Source organism: Candidatus Williamhamiltonella endosymbiont of Tuberolachnus salignus, assembly GCF_964019775.1.
In the GTDB taxonomy this organism is placed as follows: domain Bacteria; phylum Pseudomonadota; class Gammaproteobacteria; order Enterobacterales; family Enterobacteriaceae; genus Hamiltonella; species Hamiltonella defendens.
Window position 1 is genome coordinate 1885264 of record NZ_OZ026471.1, and the last position, 19356, is coordinate 1904619.

At 41.3% G+C, this 19356-nt stretch carries 24 protein-coding genes and 5 pseudogenes; 19 read left to right on the forward strand and 10 right to left on the reverse strand.

The window, feature by feature from the left end; translation table 11 throughout:
* Positions 1 to 619: 619 nt before the first annotated feature.
* A complete protein-coding gene (locus AACL23_RS09235) occupies positions 620 to 1240 on the reverse strand; it encodes a helix-turn-helix domain-containing protein (RefSeq protein WP_339051319.1) in 621 nt (206 codons plus the stop codon).
* Between the two features lie 560 nt (positions 1241 to 1800).
* Between AACL23_RS09235 and AACL23_RS09240 the strand changes: the two genes are divergently transcribed.
* The 3 genes from AACL23_RS09240 to queF are packed head-to-tail and all read left to right on the forward strand — an operon-like array spanning position 1801 to position 4128.
* Positions 1801 to 2424, forward strand: coding sequence for a helix-turn-helix domain-containing protein (locus AACL23_RS09240; RefSeq protein WP_100096392.1), 624 nt, complete (start codon positions 1801 to 1803; stop codon positions 2422 to 2424).
* Positions 2414 to 3283 (forward strand): queuosine precursor transporter, encoded by an 870-nt coding sequence (locus tag AACL23_RS09245; RefSeq protein WP_100096393.1) that lies wholly within the window; start codon positions 2414 to 2416, stop codon positions 3281 to 3283. The genes AACL23_RS09240 and AACL23_RS09245 overlap by 11 nt, the downstream gene beginning before the upstream one ends.
* Positions 3284 to 3285: 2 nt before the next feature.
* On the forward strand, positions 3286 to 4128 hold the full coding sequence (queF, locus tag AACL23_RS09250) for an NADPH-dependent 7-cyano-7-deazaguanine reductase QueF (RefSeq protein ID WP_100096394.1): 843 nt from the start codon (positions 3286 to 3288) through the stop codon (positions 4126 to 4128).
* 25 nt (positions 4129 to 4153) lie between these two features.
* On the opposite strand, the pseudogene AACL23_RS09255 reads toward queF, so the two are convergent.
* The 5 genes and pseudogenes from AACL23_RS09255 to AACL23_RS09280 form a co-directional block, all read right to left on the reverse strand.
* A pseudogene (locus tag AACL23_RS09255) lies at positions 4154 to 4505 on the reverse strand (IS6 family transposase); the annotation flags it as partial.
* A gap of 64 nt (positions 4506 to 4569) precedes the next feature.
* Positions 4570 to 5127, reverse strand: a complete 558-nt coding sequence (locus AACL23_RS09260) for a recombinase family protein (RefSeq protein ID WP_100096395.1) — start codon at positions 5125 to 5127, stop codon at positions 4570 to 4572.
* Between the two features lies 1 nt (position 5128).
* The gene (locus AACL23_RS09265; RefSeq protein WP_100096396.1) at positions 5129 to 5503 is read right to left on the reverse strand and encodes a DUF5615 family PIN-like protein; all 375 of its coding nucleotides are present in this window, start codon (positions 5501 to 5503) and stop codon (positions 5129 to 5131) included.
* Complete coding sequence (locus AACL23_RS09270; RefSeq protein ID WP_044612295.1) at positions 5500 to 5730, reverse strand: DUF433 domain-containing protein; 231 nt, start codon at positions 5728 to 5730, stop codon at positions 5500 to 5502. The genes AACL23_RS09265 and AACL23_RS09270 overlap by 4 nt, the downstream gene beginning before the upstream one ends.
* 646 nt (positions 5731 to 6376) lie before the next feature.
* Positions 6377 to 7133, reverse strand: a pseudogene (locus AACL23_RS09280) (IS110 family transposase); the annotation flags it as partial.
* Between AACL23_RS09280 and AACL23_RS09285 the strand changes: the two are divergent.
* Positions 7115 to 8032, forward strand: a pseudogene (locus AACL23_RS09285) (Tn3 family transposase); the annotation flags it as partial. The pseudogenes AACL23_RS09280 and AACL23_RS09285 sit on opposite strands and share 19 nt — an antisense overlap.
* A gap of 352 nt (positions 8033 to 8384) precedes the next feature.
* On the opposite strand, the gene AACL23_RS09290 reads toward AACL23_RS09285, so the two are convergent.
* On the reverse strand, positions 8385 to 8555 hold the full coding sequence (locus AACL23_RS09290) for a hypothetical protein (protein ID WP_158530929.1): 171 nt from the start codon (positions 8553 to 8555) through the stop codon (positions 8385 to 8387).
* Between the two features lie 75 nt (positions 8556 to 8630).
* On the opposite strand from AACL23_RS09290, the gene AACL23_RS09295 reads away from it, so the two are divergent.
* On the forward strand, positions 8631 to 8831 hold the full coding sequence (locus AACL23_RS09295) for a hypothetical protein (RefSeq protein WP_044612297.1): 201 nt from the start codon (positions 8631 to 8633) through the stop codon (positions 8829 to 8831).
* Between the two features lie 27 nt (positions 8832 to 8858).
* Here the strand turns inward: AACL23_RS09295 and AACL23_RS09300 are convergent, their stop codons facing one another.
* Positions 8859 to 9134 carry a hypothetical protein gene (locus AACL23_RS09300; protein ID WP_100096397.1) on the reverse strand — a complete coding sequence of 92 codons (276 nt, stop codon included), beginning with the start codon at positions 9132 to 9134 and terminating at the stop codon, positions 8859 to 8861.
* A 719-nt stretch (positions 9135 to 9853) separates the two neighbouring features.
* Here AACL23_RS09300 and AACL23_RS09305 point away from each other — a divergent pair.
* From AACL23_RS09305 to AACL23_RS09325, 6 genes and pseudogenes are all read left to right on the forward strand, one after another.
* Entirely contained in the window at positions 9854 to 10153 is a 300-nt protein-coding gene (locus tag AACL23_RS09305; protein ID WP_095034147.1) for a plasmid mobilization protein, read from the forward strand.
* A 95-nt stretch (positions 10154 to 10248) separates the two neighbouring features.
* Positions 10249 to 10587 (forward strand): annotated as a pseudogene (locus AACL23_RS10325) (relaxase/mobilization nuclease domain-containing protein); the annotation flags it as partial.
* Positions 10588 to 11332: 745 nt separating this feature from the next.
* Positions 11333 to 11545 carry an MbeD/MobD family mobilization/exclusion protein gene (locus AACL23_RS10330; protein WP_015873549.1) on the forward strand — a complete coding sequence of 71 codons (213 nt, stop codon included), beginning with the start codon at positions 11333 to 11335 and terminating at the stop codon, positions 11543 to 11545.
* 115 nt (positions 11546 to 11660) lie between these two features.
* Positions 11661 to 12092, forward strand: coding sequence for a DUF29 domain-containing protein (locus AACL23_RS09315; RefSeq protein ID WP_015873550.1), 432 nt, complete (start codon positions 11661 to 11663; stop codon positions 12090 to 12092).
* A 49-nt stretch (positions 12093 to 12141) separates the two neighbouring features.
* Positions 12142 to 12352, forward strand: a pseudogene (locus AACL23_RS09320) (DUF4160 domain-containing protein).
* Complete coding sequence (locus AACL23_RS09325; RefSeq protein ID WP_100096401.1) at positions 12336 to 12584, forward strand: DUF2442 domain-containing protein; 249 nt, start codon at positions 12336 to 12338, stop codon at positions 12582 to 12584. The pseudogene AACL23_RS09320 and the gene AACL23_RS09325 overlap by 17 nt, the downstream one beginning before the upstream one ends.
* A 45-nt stretch (positions 12585 to 12629) precedes the next feature.
* On the opposite strand, the gene AACL23_RS09330 is transcribed toward AACL23_RS09325, so the two are convergent.
* Together AACL23_RS09330 and AACL23_RS09335 are read right to left on the reverse strand one after the other, a co-directional pair.
* The gene (locus AACL23_RS09330; protein WP_100096402.1) at positions 12630 to 13322 is read right to left on the reverse strand and encodes a helix-turn-helix transcriptional regulator; all 693 of its coding nucleotides are present in this window, start codon (positions 13320 to 13322) and stop codon (positions 12630 to 12632) included.
* Positions 13323 to 13501: 179 nt separating this feature from the next.
* A complete protein-coding gene (locus AACL23_RS09335) occupies positions 13502 to 13777 on the reverse strand; it encodes a helix-turn-helix transcriptional regulator (RefSeq protein WP_015873553.1) in 276 nt (91 codons plus the stop codon).
* Positions 13778 to 14304: 527 nt separating this feature from the next.
* On the opposite strand from AACL23_RS09335, the gene relB reads away from it, so the two are divergent.
* The 8 genes from relB to AACL23_RS09375 all read left to right on the forward strand — a co-directional run bounded on the left by relB (position 14305) and on the right by AACL23_RS09375 (position 19338).
* Positions 14305 to 14529 (forward strand): type II toxin-antitoxin system RelB family antitoxin, encoded by a 225-nt coding sequence (relB, locus tag AACL23_RS09340; RefSeq protein ID WP_015873554.1) that lies wholly within the window; start codon positions 14305 to 14307, stop codon positions 14527 to 14529.
* Positions 14513 to 14779, forward strand: coding sequence for a type II toxin-antitoxin system RelE family toxin (locus AACL23_RS09345; protein ID WP_095034143.1), 267 nt, complete (start codon positions 14513 to 14515; stop codon positions 14777 to 14779). Before relB ends, AACL23_RS09345 begins: the two co-directional genes overlap by 17 nt.
* Positions 14780 to 14918: 139 nt before the next feature.
* A complete protein-coding gene (locus tag AACL23_RS09350; RefSeq protein ID WP_095034142.1) occupies positions 14919 to 15104 on the forward strand; it encodes a replication initiation protein in 186 nt (61 codons plus the stop codon).
* Positions 15105 to 15112: 8 nt separating this feature from the next.
* Positions 15113 to 15514 (forward strand): primase C-terminal domain-containing protein, encoded by a 402-nt coding sequence (locus AACL23_RS09355; RefSeq protein WP_100096403.1) that lies wholly within the window; start codon positions 15113 to 15115, stop codon positions 15512 to 15514.
* A gap of 64 nt (positions 15515 to 15578) precedes the next feature.
* On the forward strand, positions 15579 to 15746 hold the full coding sequence (locus tag AACL23_RS09360; RefSeq protein ID WP_320410312.1) for a hypothetical protein: 168 nt from the start codon (positions 15579 to 15581) through the stop codon (positions 15744 to 15746).
* A gap of 119 nt (positions 15747 to 15865) precedes the next feature.
* On the forward strand, positions 15866 to 16117 hold the full coding sequence (locus AACL23_RS09365) for a hypothetical protein (protein WP_339051334.1): 252 nt from the start codon (positions 15866 to 15868) through the stop codon (positions 16115 to 16117).
* 48 nt (positions 16118 to 16165) lie between these two features.
* Positions 16166 to 18205 (forward strand): HsdM family class I SAM-dependent methyltransferase, encoded by a 2040-nt coding sequence (locus tag AACL23_RS09370; RefSeq protein ID WP_100096404.1) that lies wholly within the window; start codon positions 16166 to 16168, stop codon positions 18203 to 18205.
* The gene (locus AACL23_RS09375) at positions 18202 to 19338 is read left to right on the forward strand and encodes a restriction endonuclease subunit S (RefSeq protein ID WP_339051662.1); all 1137 of its coding nucleotides are present in this window, start codon (positions 18202 to 18204) and stop codon (positions 19336 to 19338) included. Before AACL23_RS09370 ends, AACL23_RS09375 begins: the two co-directional genes overlap by 4 nt.
* The last annotated feature ends 18 nt before the right edge of the window (positions 19339 to 19356 follow it).

The window sequence follows — 19356 nt, forward strand, 5'->3', positions numbered from 1 at the left end:
TATAATTTTTAAGAATTCCAACGCTCTTTTTTGGAGTGGTGACCGGGTATAGCCCCTTCCAACTTTTTACATTTTATCTTCTGTACCAAAAACGAACGTTTTTAGTATTAACGGGTTAACTTACTGAGTGAGTATTTTTTTGATATGAATGTTTTTCAATAACCAGATCGACCCCTTCAGCCAGAAGGTCATTGATTTATGGACCTTCTGACAGAGCAGTCACGGCAAGAGCCTGATGCTGATCAGGCGTCAGGCGAGCTGTTAACTTACCTCTGAAATTTAAGCTATCCAGCCATATCCGAATGGAATTAACGGCACCCTTATCAGTAGTGGGTCTTGGGTGTAGCCTGAGAAAGATTTTTTTTCTTTTCAAAAGGATTGAGATCCTTGAGCCCTCTCTTTCGTGAATCTCCGCACCAAGAGCGATAAAAAGAAACTCAATATCACTCCATTTTATCGAACCGCTTACCGGTCGTGCGAACACATCTGACAGTATTTTTTTGTATCATTTTTTCACAAGTTGCCAATAAAAAATGGCACGAACGACACTGTATCTTCTTTTACTCTGATTCTGGGTAGTGATCTTGAATCTGCAATTAAAGGGGTCTGACGATTAAACTTAAACGCTAATGACGTGACGACCAGAAGGCAGTAATTCAGGAGGAAGGTATTGATTCATACCACTCGTGCAGAAATAGTCTGTAAATTGCTGCCCATTCTGGACACCCGCTTTTTCGTAAATAGACTGCAATTTATTTTCTATCGTCCGATATGAAAGATTGAGTTTCCTGGCCACTTCCTTTTTGCTTAACCGTTGAAGAGTAAAAAAGATAATCTCACATTCTCGTTGGTTAAACCTCTTATCTGTCTGTCGGAGCGTCATTTTATGAGGTGATTTAGCTTCAACATATTCCAGGGGGGATAAAAACAAAAAGGGCCGGGCATGAAAAAAGGCCCCGATGTACCCATTCTGTTCATCGAATAATGGAAAAAAATCAAAAAGCCAGGGCTGGGAGGGGTGTTTGTAAAAACAGGGTAGAGTACTGAGCAGAGATAACGGGCATTTTTTACGGCACACTGCCTCTTTTTGCGAGCGAAAAACATCCAGAACTTTGGAGCACTCATCCGTCAACGCGAAGAGTTCCGTCATGGCCACATTACTATAAACCTCGGATTCGGCATTGGTAAATCCACTCGGGATAGTGCAACTCAGGCAAAGTTGCTTCATTGCGTTGTTCATGCAACACCTTCCATTTTCAGGTTGAAACAAGAGCCAGTACACGGCTGACGTAGTTACGGAACCGTCACTCATCTTCCAAAAACCGTGAAACCTGCCAATGTCGAGCTCTCAATCATTTGGCAATGAGTGTGAGACAATGATCAATATAGTTAAAAAAAATAATAAAACAACTATTTTAAATTCAAAATGAATTTTAAAATGTATACTTTTAATATTTATCTTGTCCTGATTTTAAGGAACCTCTCTCATTAGCCATATCATTTAGTGTATTGTAGAATTTTTGTTAAAATAATCACTCACGTCTGTTGAGTCATTGAGGTAAAGCCATAACAGGGGCCAGTGGATTTAAAACTGCCAAATCGTGTTCCCGTTGCAGTCAGGCCTTCTTGCGTAAAGCAAAAATCCGTCATTCAAATTTCGACCTGAGTATCAGAGATGCTGATGCATTTAAAGGCAGTGGGATAGGGAGCAGTGAACATTTTCCTTTTGTTGTTCAGTTTCTAACGCTCTGCTGTTAATGACCCCTCAAAATAAAAGATTAAAAGGCGCTTCACTCAAAAATGAAAATGACAAACGCACAAAGAAAAATCAATATCATTAAAAATGTGGCTTATCTCATGCGCTCTAGAGGAGAAACAAAAGCCTCATTTTCTGAACGAAGTGGGATTACAAGAACAACGATTTATAAAATCCTGGAAGGAAAAGTCAACAAGGTTCAAGAGACAACGCTTCACAAAATCGCCAGTTTTTTTGGTGTTCCTTGTGATGAAATGGAGTGCTATGATTTGGAACAAATCCAAAGACAGAGTGAAACACTCTCTATTGACGGGAATAAAAATCCTTCCGCCGTCCCCATTATCCCTGAAAAAGATTTCATCAAAAATCTGAATAAAACTGTGGGGCAATTAGTCACAGAATATCCCCTGACCTATATTTTTGATGATACATCCAACGTGATTGCATTAAAAATTGAAAGTCCATTTTTTGATATTTTTTCACAGGGGGATATCTTAATCATCAAAAGATCTGCTCTCTCAGACAGTCAAAGTTTACATCTTTATGTGACACCTCAAAATCAATTGATCGTCAAAAATCGGGAGGCATTGATTGAAAAAAAATTAAAGTCAGAGAATTTAAAATTAATCGGTTTTATTCTTGAGGAGAGGTGTGAGAATGAGTTTTAACAATAAATTTAAATTACTTGGGTTTACCCGAAGCCCTGATTTGGCTGCAAAAATCATGGTGTTGTCAACAGGAAAAACCATCACAATGGGCGTGAACCAGTTAGCAAACAGTGAAATCGCCGATGATTTAAATAAAAATGAAATCAGGGCACTCTGCAGAAAAATCTATGGTGAAAAAAATGTCAAAACCGCCTATGAAATAGGCGACAGAAATGAAAGATCATGGAATGCTTATATGTTTATTTCCATGATGCTGACGATTGTTTTTATTTATTCCAATGTGACAGGAATCAAACCCGTAAAATTAGATGTTTTTAATCTTATTGTTCCCGCGGCCATTTTTATTTACCCTGTGACGTTCATTTTAGTCGATATACTCAATGAATTTTATGGATTAAGAATGGCGAGAAAGTCGATATTCATGGCTTTTTTCGTTAACGTTGTTTTCGTCTTTTTTTTATGGACAACCACCAAAATGCCGACTTTACCTATGTGGGCTCTCAGTGATTCATATAATTCTATGATGACGGGGATATTGTCTGTCTTGTTCGCCTCTTCTCTTTCCTACCTTATTTCTGAAAACATCAACTCCTACTTATTATGGAAAATAAAAATTTTAACCCATTCAAGATTTTTATTTATCAGGGTCATCACCAGTACGGTTTTTGCTGCTTTAATTGATAGTATTTTGTTCATCACCGTTGCATTTTATGGGTTGTTAGATCTGAATACCATCAAGATCATGATCATTTCTCAATTTTGTATTAAATTAATTTATGCTGTGTTGGGAACTTTCCCTATTTATGGTACTCGCTGGCTTTTCAATAATTACATTCACAAAAAAGAAATCAGGACATAAAAATGCAGGATAATGACGGTATTTATGCAAAACATCTGGGTGAAAAATCAGATTATATAGAAACCTATACGCCTTCTTTATTAGAGCCTGTCGCCAGAGCGTTAGGCAGAGAAAAAATAGGGCTGATCGACGACACGCTTCCTTTTGATGGATTTGACTTATGGACTGCCTTTGAGCTGTCCTGGTTAAATCAAAAAGGAAAACCGATGGTTGGCATGGCTGAATTTAAGGTACCGGCCCAATCAAAAAATTTAATTGAATCAAAATCATTAAAACTATATCTCAATAGTTTAAACCAATCCCATTTTGATTCCTCAAAATCACTTCAATCTGTTTTATCAAAAGATCTCTCTAACACCGCTATGGGAGCCGTTTCAGTAACTGTCTTTGAAGGAATGAAAAATGATGATTTACACATTCATCACCCTGAGGGAGTGAATATCGATGACATAGACATACAGGTCGATGATTACCGTTTTAATGAGGGGTATTTAAAGGACGCAACCCAGGAAACGGCCCCTTTTGTCAGTGAAACTTTGATGTCACATCTTTTAAAATCCAATTGCCTGGTCACCCATCAACCCGATTGGGGCAGTGTTTTTATCAAATATGAAGGAAATAAAATAGACAGAGAAAAGTTACTCAGATATATCATCTCATTTCGACGGCATCATGAATTCCATGAACAGTGCGTAGAAAGAATATTCCTGGATATCAAAAAATATTGTCGTCCTGAAAAATTAACCGTTTTTGCGAGATATACCCGTAGAGGGGGATTAGATATTAATCCTTTTAGAAGTAATTACGAATCTATCCCCAATATAAAAAGATTAATCAGACAATAAACGAACACAAAACGTCGCAACAATTGTATGACTCCTTTCCCATGTCCATAGGGGAAAGATAAAAGTCGAGAGTATAGCCCCTGCTGTCCAGAGCCCGGTAAAGACAAGCCCAGCCGCCATTCACCTTCACGTACGTTTCATCGATGGGCCACGGGCAGAGATCGGAAGGGTGAGTGACGCCAGCATCACCGCAGTCGCTTTTCTATTTCAGGGGCATAGCGTTGAACCCAACGGTAAATCGGGGTGGGAGCAACCTTGACCCCCCGCTCAGACAGCATTTCCTTTAGCTCGCGTTAGCTGATCCCCTGTTTGCAGTAACAGCGTACCGCCCACAGAATGACCTCAGGTTCAAAATGACGACCACGGAAAGGAGCCATCAGCTTCTCCTCCGGCAACAATATGTCATCAGTTTACCATCACTGCCTAGTTGCAACAGTGCCCTTAAAGGTAAGTTGATGCAGGGATCCAGCGATAAAGCGTGGGAACCGACACGCCAAGATTCTTGGCCACGTCACGAGGGGGGATGCCATTAGCCAGTAATTTTTTTGCAGATTCGATTTTGCTATCAGTCATCTGGCGCTTTCTCCCCCCTTTGCGTCCTAACTGCCTGGCGACTTCCAGTCCTGCGCGAGTTCGCTCAACGGTCAGCTCTCGCTCCATCTCTGCTAAACTGGCCATAACGTGAAAGAAGAACCGACCAGAAGCGGTTCCTGTGTCGATGGCATCAGTAAGGCTTTTAAAATGGATGTTTTGTTTGTGCAATTCACCGACTAAATCAACCAGATTTTTAACACTACGACCCAGCCTGTCCAGTTTCCATACAACGAGCGTGTCACCTTCACGTAGTATTTCTAGTACTTTGACAAGACCAGGTCTCTGAGCTCGGCTACCACTACTCTTATCTTCGAAGATTTTTTTGCAACCTGCTTTGGTTAACGCTTCAATCTGAAGAGCAAGATTTTGATCTTGGGTAGATACGCGAGCGTAGCCAATTAACATATTAGTGTTTTTGTTGCAATGGCAGTACACGCAGGCGTGTCCGGTTTGTGTCTACAGTGAGCAAGGCTCCTGCTTCTAGTTCTGAGGCCATCTGATTTAGAGCAGCGACAATCTGCTTACCAATGACATCAGGGCTGACATCGTTGGTACGGACTTGGATAACGCTAGGTTTTTCACCGTGGGTCACTGCAAGGATGGCACTAAAATCCAGATCGTGGGTGAGTACTATGTAATCATTCGTTCTGGCGTAGGCCATGATTTCTGAATCCGGTGCATTATTCGCCCCTAGCGTTGACCAGTGAACAGCGTCAATACCTGCAGTGGCCAACACGTTGCTCCAGCGTGGAGATAAGTTCATATCTATCAGTAATTTCATGCGTTTGCTAACATTACTTCACGTTCTTCAGACAACCATGCTGCATAGCGAAGCGCCTGCATAATATCTTCACGTTCGAGATAAGGGTAATCGGCGAGAATTTCATCAATATTATGTCCAGCGCCAATTTGGCCCACGACCATACCTACCGTCACACGCATGCCACGAATACAGGCTTTGCCGCCCATGACATTAGGCTCTTGGGTAATGCGATTGAGTTGTTCCACGCTCTTCTCCTTATTATCGAAACTCATTGTCATGTTAAGTATTTAAGAATACTATTTCAAGAACTATTTATGAGAAAGGTAACGTATTGATTTTACATACCACGAAAGGGATGTAATAAGACTTATCAAAAACCTCCGTTTATGAGTATCTTATGTCCACTACAAATTCAGAAGGCAATATGCCAGTAGATTTCTAACACTTGCTCAACCTCAGCTTAGGGAAGGGTGGATGTCAACAGAACGGCCCGCTTGGCGTACAAAGAGGCTCCGCCTGCTCGGCGTAGAAAGAAACATACTGGGGGATTTCAGGATTCCTATGACTTTGACCCGCGTTACTATGTTGGGAATGGGGATGAACAAGGGGTCGTTTGACGAAAGGGAAATTAAAGTACTATAAGGGCTTCCCCGATTAGTCAACCCCGGTTTTTTCTGTCTGGCTATCTATCACTGAAGTTAAAGGGATAAGACTGCGGTACTATAAACGGCCATGATGAATCATTATCGATTCGGACCCTGATGAAAGACGCTCGTAAGATTCTCGTTCGCTAAACGGATAATAATATCCAGTACTTTTACAGAAATGCCTCACGGGGGTCTAACCCTTTTACATCAACGCTGACAGTTCAGATAAGATATTTTTACTGAGTCAATTAAATGACTTATTGTAGAACCTGAAGTCATCACCATAAAACAGGGACGCCCAACATAAACGGGCATTTTTGGCTGCGATTGCCACAGCAGTACGCCAGTAACCTCGGCGGTTGATCAGCGAACTCACCCACTGACTGAAAGGATCTTGTTGCTTCTCCACACCAATCATGACAGAACGTGCTCCTTGGACAAGCAAGGTGCGTAAGTAGGCATCACCCGCTTTGGTGATTTTTCCCAGTCTGGATTTTCCCCCACTACTGTACTGTGACGGTGTTAAACCGGGCCAAGCTGCCAACTGACGCCCATTTTTAAAATCATGAGCAGTGCCAATTAGCAACCAGCGCACTCGCCGTTGTTGGACCCACCCCTTTGAGTTTCATCAGATTTTGGCTGCGGCTATCCTGCTTAGCGATTGTTGCCAGGATGCGATCATACTCAGCAATTTTCAACTCAATGGCATCAATATGTTCTAGCAGAGTATCGATGCAATGCCGGACCCATCCTGCTAGGTTTTCCCTGTGCTCTGCAACCAGGCGGCGTAACGATTCCGTACGTTGTGGTGCAATGAAACCAAATTCAGAGACTAATCCACGAAGACGGTTATAAGATGCAGTCCGCCCTTCAATAAATCCCTGTCGGGTACGGTGCAAGCATTGCATTGACTGTTGTTCTTCATCTTTAACAGGAACAAAACGCATATGTGGCCGACGAACCGCTTCACAAATCGCCAGCGCATCCGCCGCATCATTCCTTACCCAAAGATCGCATATCATTGCTGACAGTTATACTGGCAGATGCCATCAATCTGGGATTAGCAAAAATGGCAGAAGCCTGTCCGGGAGCTACCTTTAATAAACTTGACACGCTTCGAGCCTGGCACGTTCGTGATGAATCGTATTCTAAAGGATTGGCTGAACTGGTCAATTTCCAGCACCGGCTACCATTCGCCGCCCATTGGGGAGAGGGGAAAACCTCATCATCCGATGGGCAAAACTTCAAGGTTGGTGGTCGTGGCGGACAAACTGGCCAAGTCAATTTACGTTACGGGACTGATCCTGAGATTAACTTTTACACGCATATTTCAGATCAATACGCCCCCTATCACATCAAAGCCATCACCTCGACGATACGAGATGCAACACATGTGCTTGATGGTTTGCTGTATCACGAATCAGAGCTACGCATTGAGGAGCACTATACCGATACCAACGGTTTTACCGATCACATATTTGGGCTGTGCCCACCCCTTGGCTACCGTTTTGCACCACGGATACGTGATCTCAAAGACAAGAATCTGTATGTGCCTGATGAGCCAAAAAATTATCCAGCGCTATCGAATTTTTTAGGTGACAAAATCATTAACCAGAAAATCATTCGCTCGCAATGGTCTGAATATCTCCACCTGGCCACGTCCACCAAGCAGGGAACAGTGACAGCATCTCTCATGTTGAGCAAACTTGCCAGCTATCCACGCCAGAATGGCCTGGCACGTGCTCTGCGTGAAATAGGACGCATCGAGCGCACCATTTTTTCACTGGATTGGTTGCTTGACCCAGGCCTGCGGCAACGGGTGACGGCGGGATTAAATAAGGGAGAATCGAAAAATACGTTGGCACGTGCGGTATGCTTTAACCGCCTTGGTGAAATAAGGATGTCGCAAACGTCGTTTGCTCCGCTCAAAACAGACCTTAAACCCCAAAACACTGAGATAGCTTCCTCGCAAGCTCGGGAAACTCGCTGAACATTCCTTTTGTCTCCGACCATCAGGCTACTGAATCGCTGTCATGTCCGTAAAATTCAGTTCGCTTCGCTCACGGCTTTGGCAGGAAATGGGGTTAAATGGCGCTACAGGCGCTTTTCCCTGACTACAGCGATGTAAAAATTCCACCACTGAAACAAGAAAAACCCGTTGCGGGCTTCTCATGGCGTTTTATGGCTGTTCTGTTATGCAGAGCCGTCTGAGTTTTTCCTATTGAGCAGTTCCTGCCCCCTGATTTTCCAGTCTAACCACTTCGGATTGTCCCTGACAGTTCATTCAGGCTCGCCAGCGCACCCAGCGGGGCAGCTGCATCATCCACCGGTTTACCCCTCTTACCGTCAACCAGAACGGTGTTTTTGGTTCCGTTACTCCTCAAACCCCGATTTTGGCTATTCTTTCGAGTACGCCGCAGCATCTCCCTGCCCTCCCTTCAAGCCCGGTTAAACCGGGCTTTTTCATAGGCGACCGTTCCGTTTTCGCCAAAGCCTGAATGGCGTTCACCGTTTCAGCCGAGGCATCCGGCCGCCATCGCCCCGCCGCTCAAATCATCCGTGATCTGATGCGCCTTTACATCGCATACAGAGAAACCCCTAATGCACTTACCGCCGAGACGATTCTCAAGGGTAAGCAAGGTGAAGATGTGTTTCACGCTTCCAGCCCATCCGACTTGTTTAAGCAGTTGGGAATCTGATGCGTTTGGCGATCTATTCCGGTCAGTTCAAGCGCGACGTGAAGCTGGCCGAGAATTTGAGCATATGAAAATAGGCTCACGTAACACACTAAAAACCAATGATGCTGCAGGATTCTTGCCTTGAAGCGCTCTTAAATTTTTCTCTGCCTGTCGTGACATCATGTAATAACCACCAACAACCCTATTCTTAGTAGTAGAAGCTAGTAGTCTTTCTTCTTGCAACGTATCAACTGTATTGCTAAGCAAGGCACGGGTTTGGGTTAGTTCTTTTTGTAATTTTTTTACCTGTTCTTTGCTGTCCATTCGCTGACCTCAAATTTTATCCAACTGATACATCATGGCATAGCTCTATGCCAAATATGGCATCTATATCGACAAATATTGTTCTAAAACAAGACATATAAAAAATATATAAATCAATTACTTGTATTTTTTTATATAATTCTATTTCTATTTCTATTTCTATTAAAGGACTTTTAACCACTTTAACCATCGCAATACAACCAAGATTTTTTTAACTCTTTCTGACTTATCATTGTTATTTAATCGAACCTAAAACCAAGAATTTCTATTCACCATCAGAGTGACCCAGTTTCTCTGTAATTTCAGATGATATTCCGCTTCCTCGAACGGCCTCCGCTTCGCGAAGGCCGTTCTTGCGGCGAGCGTTACCTGCTTTTTTAAAACCAATTTTTAAAGTCTTTTAAAATCTTTTAAATTTTTGCGTCTTGACGCAAGTTTTGGTGCCCTAGGCTTTTAAGGGACGGAATTTTGTCAATGCGGGCGAAGCACCCGTTAGGGTTTGGCATTGACAAAATGGAGACCCGATTACCCTTTCAAAAGGGTATGGCCTCCCTTCGGGAAACCATACCCATGTTAAGCGGGGTTTGAATTTTGGGGGTCCAGGGGGCAGCGCCCTCTGGCAAGCCCCGATGTTGCTACGGCTCGCTTCGCTCCCCCCAGCAACATCGGGTAGCCTTGTTAAATTAGCTAAATCAAAAAATTTAAGTTAAATTTTATTCATGGAAAAGAAAAATAACATGTTACGTGTCAGGTTTTCTGATACGGAGTGGGAGCGGCTTCAGCAACTTTCAAAATCGGCAGAAATGTCGATGTCTGAACTTGTTCGCAATCATTTAAATAAAGTCAGAGTGAGGAATCGAACTGATGAGAAAAAGCGAGTAGCTATGCTTAATCGAATCAATGCCAACTTAAACATGATTGCGCGTTGGGTAAATACACACAAAGAGGCAGCATCAGCGATTGAAGTAGTATCCCACCTAATCGCCATCGAACAAGAAATAAGGGAAATAAGTGAATGATTGTAGGATTCTCTCGATACGGAAAAGGGGGCGGTAAAGCGCCGATTGATTATCTAACGGCCTAGGATCGCTTGGGACGGGAGAATGCGAAACCTGTGACGCTGAGAGGTGATGCAGAGCTAACTTGTCAGCTGATTGATTCGCTTGAATTTGAATATAAATACACCAGTGGAGTATTGTCATTTGCGCCAAATGAGCAAATAACATCAAAGCAGGAAGAAGAAATTATAAACAGATTTGAGCAGGTAGCTTTCGCAGGATTGCAGCCCGACCAATACAATATTTTATGGGTTAAACACACTCATGCAGGACATCATGAACTGCATTTTGTAACACCAAGAGTTGAGCTGAGCACTGGTAAAAGTTTAAATATTAGGCCTCCTGGAAAGCTTGTACAGAAACATTTTGATGACTTTCGTAGTGAAATAAACGCAAAGTATGGGCTTGCTGATCCAACTGATCCAAATCGCACCAGAAATATGAAGACGCCAGACCATACCCTTAAAATCGCCGCAGAAACTATCAGGAACGGCGATAAACCTTTAGGTGATGTTCACGTAATGATTGATACGATCATGTCTCAGAGAGCCATACAGGGACTCATAGGTTGTCATGAGGATCTGGTAACTCAAGTGAAAGAGTTGGGGTTTGAAATACCTCGTACTGGAAGTGATTACATCACCGTTTGTGAACCAGAAAGTGGCAAACGCTGGAGATTAAAGGGGGCACTGTATGCAAGAGACTACAGCGTTAGCCGAACGATTGAAAAATCAGATAGCGCAAGAGAACGAGACTATTCAAAACCTGACAAGGCAGCAGCTCAACGATTTACGCAACGCCTTGAAGGTCATATTACAGCAAGAGCTGAATACCATCAAAACCGATATCCGCAACCAGAACGAAAGTATGGGATGGAAAGTATTCAGAAGCCGAATACTCTGGCCGTTGATCATCGGATTGAGCCTCTCACTGGGTATCTTCAGCGGCAGTTGGCTAACCATGAGTTATTACGGAGAGCAGATAATTCAAATGCAGGGGTCAGCCAAGAAATTGGATCGAGAAGGCGCAAAGATTCAATTCAGTCAGTGTGGGGAGAATCGGACGCTATGCATTCGGATAAACAAGAAAAAAGGGGTATTCGGCAAGAAAAGCGATTGGATGATACCGGAGGGATATTAAGTGACGGAACTAGAAAATCACTTGTTGAATGGATTATTAAATCTGGAGCGGAAATTTACGAATCAACAGAAAGTCTTAAGCGAAGCGCAAAACGAGTTGCAGAAGATGTTAGCAATTACCTCAGCAGAGAACACCCAATTACAGAAGCAAGTAAACAACTTAAGTAATCAACTGATGGAATTGAGCAAGCTCTACAAAACGAACAGACGCTGAATTCAGCTATTCGTCACCAACAGGAACAGGCACGAGCTAAGAAGCACGCACCATACTATGGCATGAGTTTTTGACATTAAAAATTAATACGGCGTTTTGAAACAGCGAGGAAGATATGACAACCCATTATGACAGTGATTTTTACGGTTGGAGCCAAGAGCAAGCAGATTTGCTCCGTGCCCGGAATTTCAATGAGTTAGATACAGAAAATTTACTGGAGGAGATAGAAGCAATGGGGCGGAGTGAACAAAGAGGGCTTGAATCACGTCTCCAGGTGTTATTTATTCATCTTCTCAAGTTTCAGTATCAGTCAGAATGCCAGAGCAGGAGCTGGAAACTCACCATTGAAGAGCAGCGTCGGAAATCGATGAGAGTGCTTTCCAATAACCCAAGCCTCAAAAATAAGCTGACGTTAATCATTGAAGAAGCTTATGGCGATGCTGTGATTGGTGCCGAGCGCGAAACCAACATCAAGCGTGCAGTATTTCCTAAGTCTTGCCCGTGGACGTTTGACGAGATTATGGATAATAATTTTTACCCTGATTGACAGCCTCTTTCGTACCTTTGTTGGGATAGACCCAATTTAAAGCGTATCAATTTTTTTTTACTCCAATGAGGGTAATCCGCGTGAACCTGCACATACTTCATATCAGAAATGCAGAAAATGAAGCAAAATTTTGGTTAATTCCACGAGTTCAACTCGCCCGTAACGATGGCTTCAACGTCCGTGAATTAAAAGAGATTCATCTTGTCATAGAAAAACATAAAATATTATTAGAGGAGGCGTGGAATGAGTATTTTAGCTAAACAGGTTCGGTTTGATGATTCTTATCTCTGGGTTGAGCTCAATGATGCCCGCACATTGGGTGTCCCCTTGGTGTGGTTTCCTAAATTATTGAACGCTACGGAGCAGGATCGCCAACAATTTGAATTAAGTGCTCGAGGGATACATTGGGAAGGATTAAATGAAGATATTTCGATTGAAGGTTTGCTTAACGGACAAGGGGATTTAAGCCAACGCCCTCATCATGCGGCTTAAAAAATCACAAAGGCCCTTTTTTACAACATTATAGGGATGATTGAGTCAATCAATGATCTGAATACTTGATGCCAATAGATGTTGGGGAATAAACTGATTCAGTCCGCTATCTTGAATATATTTTCTGAATCCTTTCTGGTGATGACCCCCCATTTTTTCATGAATTCTCCGTAATGTATTATCCACTGTTCTATGAGATATTTTTAAATATTCCGCCACTTCTTTGCTACTTAACCCCTGATAACCATAAAAAATGATTTCAAGTTCGCGTTGAGTCAACATCGTATTGAGGAGTGAAGGGGTTAATGTTTTGGGTGATTTACCCTGGATATAGTCCAAGAGTGAGAAGAATTGACATTGTCTGGCTTCTGCGAGGGTGCCGATAAGCTGGCCTGTTTCATCAAAGAAGGGATGAATATCAAAAATGTAGGGTTGAAGATGGTTTTCTTTTCCAAAATTCGCCGTTATCAGTAAAGAGACAGCAGTTTCTTTTTGTATGACCCTCTCCTCTTGCTGATGAATCCCTTCAAAAAATTCTGATATGTCCGTTTTGATTTCAGATAACCGTTTCCCTTCAACAGGAACCCCTTTTGGGACATTCAATAGTTCAGCCATTGCGGGATTCATATAAAGATAACGAGAGACTTTATCGCGGATGTGGTGGGGATGAGGATGAGGGGTTAGGTGATAAATTATCTGATTTGAAATGTCTTTTGGGTTGAAATGCATCTGACTCATCCCCTCTTTTTTTTGAAAAAAGCGGTCATTAGAGTAGGCAGTATTAACAATATTTCGAGATCAATACAGACGGGAAAATCCCTAGTGGTCAGTTTTTTTTTAGGGTATGGAACAGTCATAAAAGTCCAGTAAATAGTAAAAACTGAACTTTTATGACCTCGAATGAGTGAATAAAGAGATTATTGATTTTCTACAGCACATCCAGACAATGCAAAGAACACCAAACGCACCTGAAATAGAGCCATCATCATGTTGATAGAGTGAACCTGACATCGTTTTTTAATGTGATCTAACATGACTTCTACCGCCTTGTAGCTGACCTCCCGCAACGCGGCAATTTCTTTTTTAGTTAATCCCAAAGAAAAAAGCATCGCCGTTTCAAGTTGCTCTGACGTGGTGAGCTCGGGAAAGACCTTTCGGAATTTTTTGATTTGCTTTAGGTTGAAAGTTTTCATAGAAATCCCTCACTAACAGACCTGCGGCCTATCCATAGAAGGCTATTTTCCTTGAACATTACGTTAAATGTTCTTCGTTCGTTGAGTGTAAATAGGACTTTTCCTGAAGGGGTATTGGAGTTTCTGGAGATAATACAATATGTATCGATAAATTTAGAGCGGAGTTTTATGGTAGCCATAGTTTCGGCCTCTTTCGTATAGTTAATTTTCAACCTTGCCCCCGAGATCAAACGGGGTGGCAAGACGTAACAGGATTGATCTACCGGCACGAAAGAAACCGGCGAGCTTTTCAGCTCCCCCGCTACGCCTCACCATAATTAGGCGTAACTTTGGTTTACAACAGACATAAAAAAACCGCATGTAGCGGCGGATGTCCGCTTTCGTACTCGGGAGATCAAACCCGATTGCCCATTAGGGCAACAACATCACTATACCGCTTAGAATATCGTATGTGCAAGTAAGGCTAGACATTTTTTGCTACATGCGTATGATTTGATATACATGTATATATTTGTGAGGTGAAAAATATGTTGGCGATACGTCTACCGGATGAGATCGAAAATAGGTTAGATAATTTAGCAAGAAGAACAGGGCGCACGAAGACATTTTATGCACGTGAAGCAATTCTTATGCATTTGGAGGATTTGGAAGATTACTACCTTGTTGCGAATACTGTGGCTCGTGTGCGAAAAGGCCAAGATACGGTTCATAGTTCAGAGGATGTAAGGAAATCTCTTGGTCTGGAAGATTAAATACGCTGATTCTGCACTGAAATCTCTAAAAAAAATGGATAGGCAGAATGCAAAAAGAATTGTGGATTATCTCGATAAGCGCATAGCAAGTAGTGATGATCCTAGAATATTTGGAAAATCTCTTAAGGGTGACTTAGGGGAGTTTTGGCGATACAGAATTGGCGATTATAGGGTGCTTTGTGAAATTTTTGACGAAGAATTAATTATTTTGGTTGCAACTATAGGCCACCGTAGAAAAGTATATGAGTAATCCTCAAATATGAGGTCTATCTTGGCAGAAGTTCATGAATATTTAGGGCTGTACGATTGGCGTGAAGCTAAATCACAGGAGAATATTATCACATGTTGAGTTCAAAAAAACAGATCTGCCATAAGGTAGGGCGCTTTGCCTGAAACTGCAGGCCGATCCCAGATATGGTGGTTTGATCTGTAAAAATCCGAATCATGCTGATTGGCAAGTGACTCAATGGCGAGCAGCGCCTTATACACTTGATGAGCTTGCCGATTATGTTGATTTAAGGGCCTCTCATGCCCCTCTAATCGATTTAAATTATGGACTGGGCCGGGTTGGGTAACATGTACAATTTTCGAAAAAACCCGTCAGTGGGCTTATAAGGCGATTAAACGGGGTTGGCCCGATTTGCCTCAATGGTTTGAAGCCTGTTTCGATAGAGCCCTCGCCTACAACTTACAATTTTCTTTCCCGCTGGGTGAAAACGAAGTGAAAGCCATTGCGAGAAGTATTTCTAAATGGACGTATCAACGCTTTAACGCTTCTGTATTTTCTCGGATTCAAGCCATACGTTGCGCGAAAGGGGGACGTATGGCTAATAACTGGTGTGAATCTGGAATGATTGACGGAAAGATTAGTAAAGGCGGTGGTAGACCCATCATCTCTAGCTCAATAGAGCAGTTGAAGCCTTGGGCTGCTCTTGGCATTCATCGTGCGACGTACTATCGGCGTAAAGCAAAAGGCTTACTATGAAAAAGTATGATGCGACTGAAACAAGCGAGCCATATCAGATAACAGCCCCTTCAGGAGAACGTTTATGAACGATGAGATTAAACAAATAGCTGCCCTTATTGGTCATCAGCAGGCGCAGGAAAAACGGGTTGCCGCGCTGATTGACGAATTTCAGAGAGAGTCTGCCCTGTTAAGCAGTCAGACAGCAGAGCTTGCGCAGGTTATCTCGGGGCTGGACAGTGCGTCAGGTTGAGCGTGAGTTAAAACAAGCCGCACTGGAGCAGCAGAAGCCTGCCGTGAATGCCCTGAATCAGGTGGTTAAAGCGGCTCAAGAGTCCGTGTACGCCATGCGCCGCGAGATGTCGCGCTATCGTGGAAGTCAGCGATTTATCCGTTATGACGATGCTTGCGGTCATGGGAGGATGCCTTTGGGGCATGGTTTACTTTATCGACAGCGGCTACGCGCGGATTGCCGCGATGCAGCGGATGGAAGCTGTCTGGGAGATGAAAGCTCCGCTTGCTGATATAAGTACCTGTAATAAGAAGCCGTGTGTACAGGTCATAGGAAACGAATTTACCAATAAAAAAGGGGAGCGTTTTTATCAGATTAAACCTGTAAAATAACCGAATTAATCTATTGATATTTTTATAAAACTTGGAATAAAAAGAAAAATGGCTAAATTACAATCTGTCGAACCCAACATTGCTGATCTCGCGAATGGATGGCTTAAATCTTACCATTTGGACTATAAATTAGAGCAAAACCCGTTAAATTCCGAGATAGATAAAGCGCTTAATGATTATTTTTCTAAAAATGGTGGGGTTGGTGGAAATAGACCTGATGTAAAACTCCTTTTAAAAGACAAACAAGGGAATACCTATCCCATTTTAATTGAGTATAAGGGCTATAAAGATAACTTGGTTAAATTTAATACTGACGGGATCGTTGATAATCAGACATCTAAAAACCAACCTAATTTTAAAAATATCAATCATTATGCGGTTAATGGTGCCGTACATTACGCCAATGCCTTACTTCATCATACGAGTTATACCGACATTATTGCGATCGGAATGACCGGTTTCATTGATGACACTGGCACGTTACAACACGATATTGGCGTTTACTATGTATCAAAAAGCAATTTAGGTGCGGGTCAGAAAGTTGCTGAGTATTCCGATTTTTCTTTTTTAGCAGAGCAAAACTTTGATTCCTTTATTGCGCGAGTTAATGCATTACAGTTATCTCCCGAAGAGCTAGATAATCTTAAGAATAAAAAAGAAAGAGAAATCGATGCTTGTTTAGTTAAGCTGAATAACGATATTTACCAAAATGAAAAAGGACTGGGTGAAAATGACCGCGTTTATTTAGTGGCTGCATCGATTATTGCTACGATAGGTATTCCTGATAAAGTAAAACCGTTAGAAAAAAGTGAATTAACATCATCATCCGAAGTGGGGTATACGGATGGTGATATTATTATTAATAAAATAAAGTCATTCTTACATTATAAAGAATTACCTGAGACGAAAAAGTCATTAATTATACGCACATTACAAAATACATTAATGACAGATAATATTAATAAAGTAATTAATGGTGAAAGTCAGCTTAAGCGGATTTTTACTAAAATTGTTGACGATTTAGGTATTTATTACAAGATTGGACTGACTACGGATTTTACGGGCAAGCTGTTTAATGAAATGTATAGCTGGTTAGGATTCACACAAGATAAACTCAACGATGTCGTTTTAACGCCCTCTTATGTCGCTACCTTATTAGTTAAACTTGCCCGAGTGAATAAAGATTCCTATGTCTGGGATTTCGCAACCGGCTCTGCTGGGTTATTAGTTGCGGCCATGAATGAAATGCTGATTGATGCAAAAAATAGCATTACCTCACCAGAAGCATTAAGAAGTAAAGAGATACGCATTAAAGCTGAACAACTTCTGGGGTTAGAGTTACTCTCCAGTGTCTATATGCTGGCTATCTTAAATATGATTTTAATGGGCGATGGTAGCTCTAATATTTTAAATAAAAACTCACTCACAGATTTTGATGGTAAATACGGTTTTGGTCAAACTGATAAACACTTTCCGGCAAATGCGTTTGTTTTGAATCCGCCTTATTCAGCTCAAGGCAATGGAATGATATTTGTTGAAAAAGCGCTTACTATGATGAATAGCGGATATGCAGCTATTATCATTCAAGGTTCAGCTGGCTCTGGTAAAGCTAAAGAGAACAATAAAAAAATCCTTAAAAGTAACACGCTAGTTGCCAGCATTAAAATGCCTATTGACCTGTTTATTGGAAAATCCAGTGTTCAAACCTATATCTATGTATTTAAAGTGGGTGAAGCTCATCATAGGGATGAAATGGTAAAATTTATCGACTTTACCCATGATGGCTATACTCGCACCAACCGAAAAAAAGCGAGCAAGAACCTTAAAGATACCGATCACGCCAAAGAACGCTATCAGGAAGTGATTGATTTAGTCCGTTTGGGTAAAAACAAGCTGAATATCCTGACCGAAAGCGAGTATTTTGAAAATACGATTGACCCTGATAATGGGGCAGACTGGAATCAGTCAATACCTGTTGATACTAGGCCAACGCTGGCAGACTTCAAAAAAACAGTAGCTGATTATCTTTCATGGGAAGTCTCTAACTTACTCAAAAATAAGGACGGGGATGACAGCTTGGGAAAATAACATCCCCACTTAACGATAAATTAAAAAATGTTAAGTGGGGAGGGTTTGTTATTGGCGATTTATTCGATATAGCGACGCCAAAAAAACGATTTGATGCTAATAAAGTGACTGTTTTTAAAGTCGGGAAGTGGCCGTATATTGTAAGGACACGGACTTGTAACGGTCAAAAAGGATTTATCAATGAAGATGAGCGCTACCTCAATGAAGGTAATACCATTTCCTTTGGTCAGGATACCGCTACAATGTTCTATCAAGAAACTCCATATTTTACAGGGGATAAAATTAAGGTTTTTAAACCAAAATATGAAAGATTTGGTAAAGAAAATGCCCAGTTTTTTATAGCTATCATGATTAAATCTTTTAGCTCTTTTTCGTGGGGAGCTTCTAGCTTTAGTGTTGATATTATAAAAAATCAAAGGCTAAATTTACCTATAATTAATGATGATGTAATAGATTTTGATTTTATTGAGGGCTTTATAGCGGAGCTGGAGGCGGAGCGTATAGCGGAGCTGGAGGCGTATTTAACAGCGGCTGGATTGAAAGATTATAATTTAACTATAGAAGAACAACAAGCTTTAGATAACTATAACGATTTGATATTTAATGAGTTTAATGTTGTTGATATATTCGATGTTAAAAATACTGGTTCTATTCTCTCTAGAGATATTAAACAGAATAGTGGTAGTACACCATATCTATGTGCCAGTAGTGAGAATAATGGAGTGAGTTCTTACATATCCTATGATAAAAGATATTTAGAAAATGGGGGTTGTATTTTTATTGGTGGTAAAACTTTTGTTGTTAGTTATCAAGAAAATGATTTTTACTCTAATGATAGTCATAATTTAATTTTAAGTCTTAAAGGTAAAAATGGAAAAACAAAATCAACTCAATTATATCTGGCTACCTGTGTACATAAAAGCTTAAATCACAAATATTCTTGGGGTGATAGTATTAGTAATAAAAAAATTCAGAAGGATACTATTTCCCTTCCATCAAAAAGTAATCATCCAGAATTTTCATCAATGGAAATCTTGATTTCTGCAATTCAAAAATTAGTGATTAAAGATGTTGCCCAATACGCAGATCAAAAAATAGCAACACATAAAAAAGTCGTTAAATCAGGGGGCTGAAATGATTTAACAGTAAAC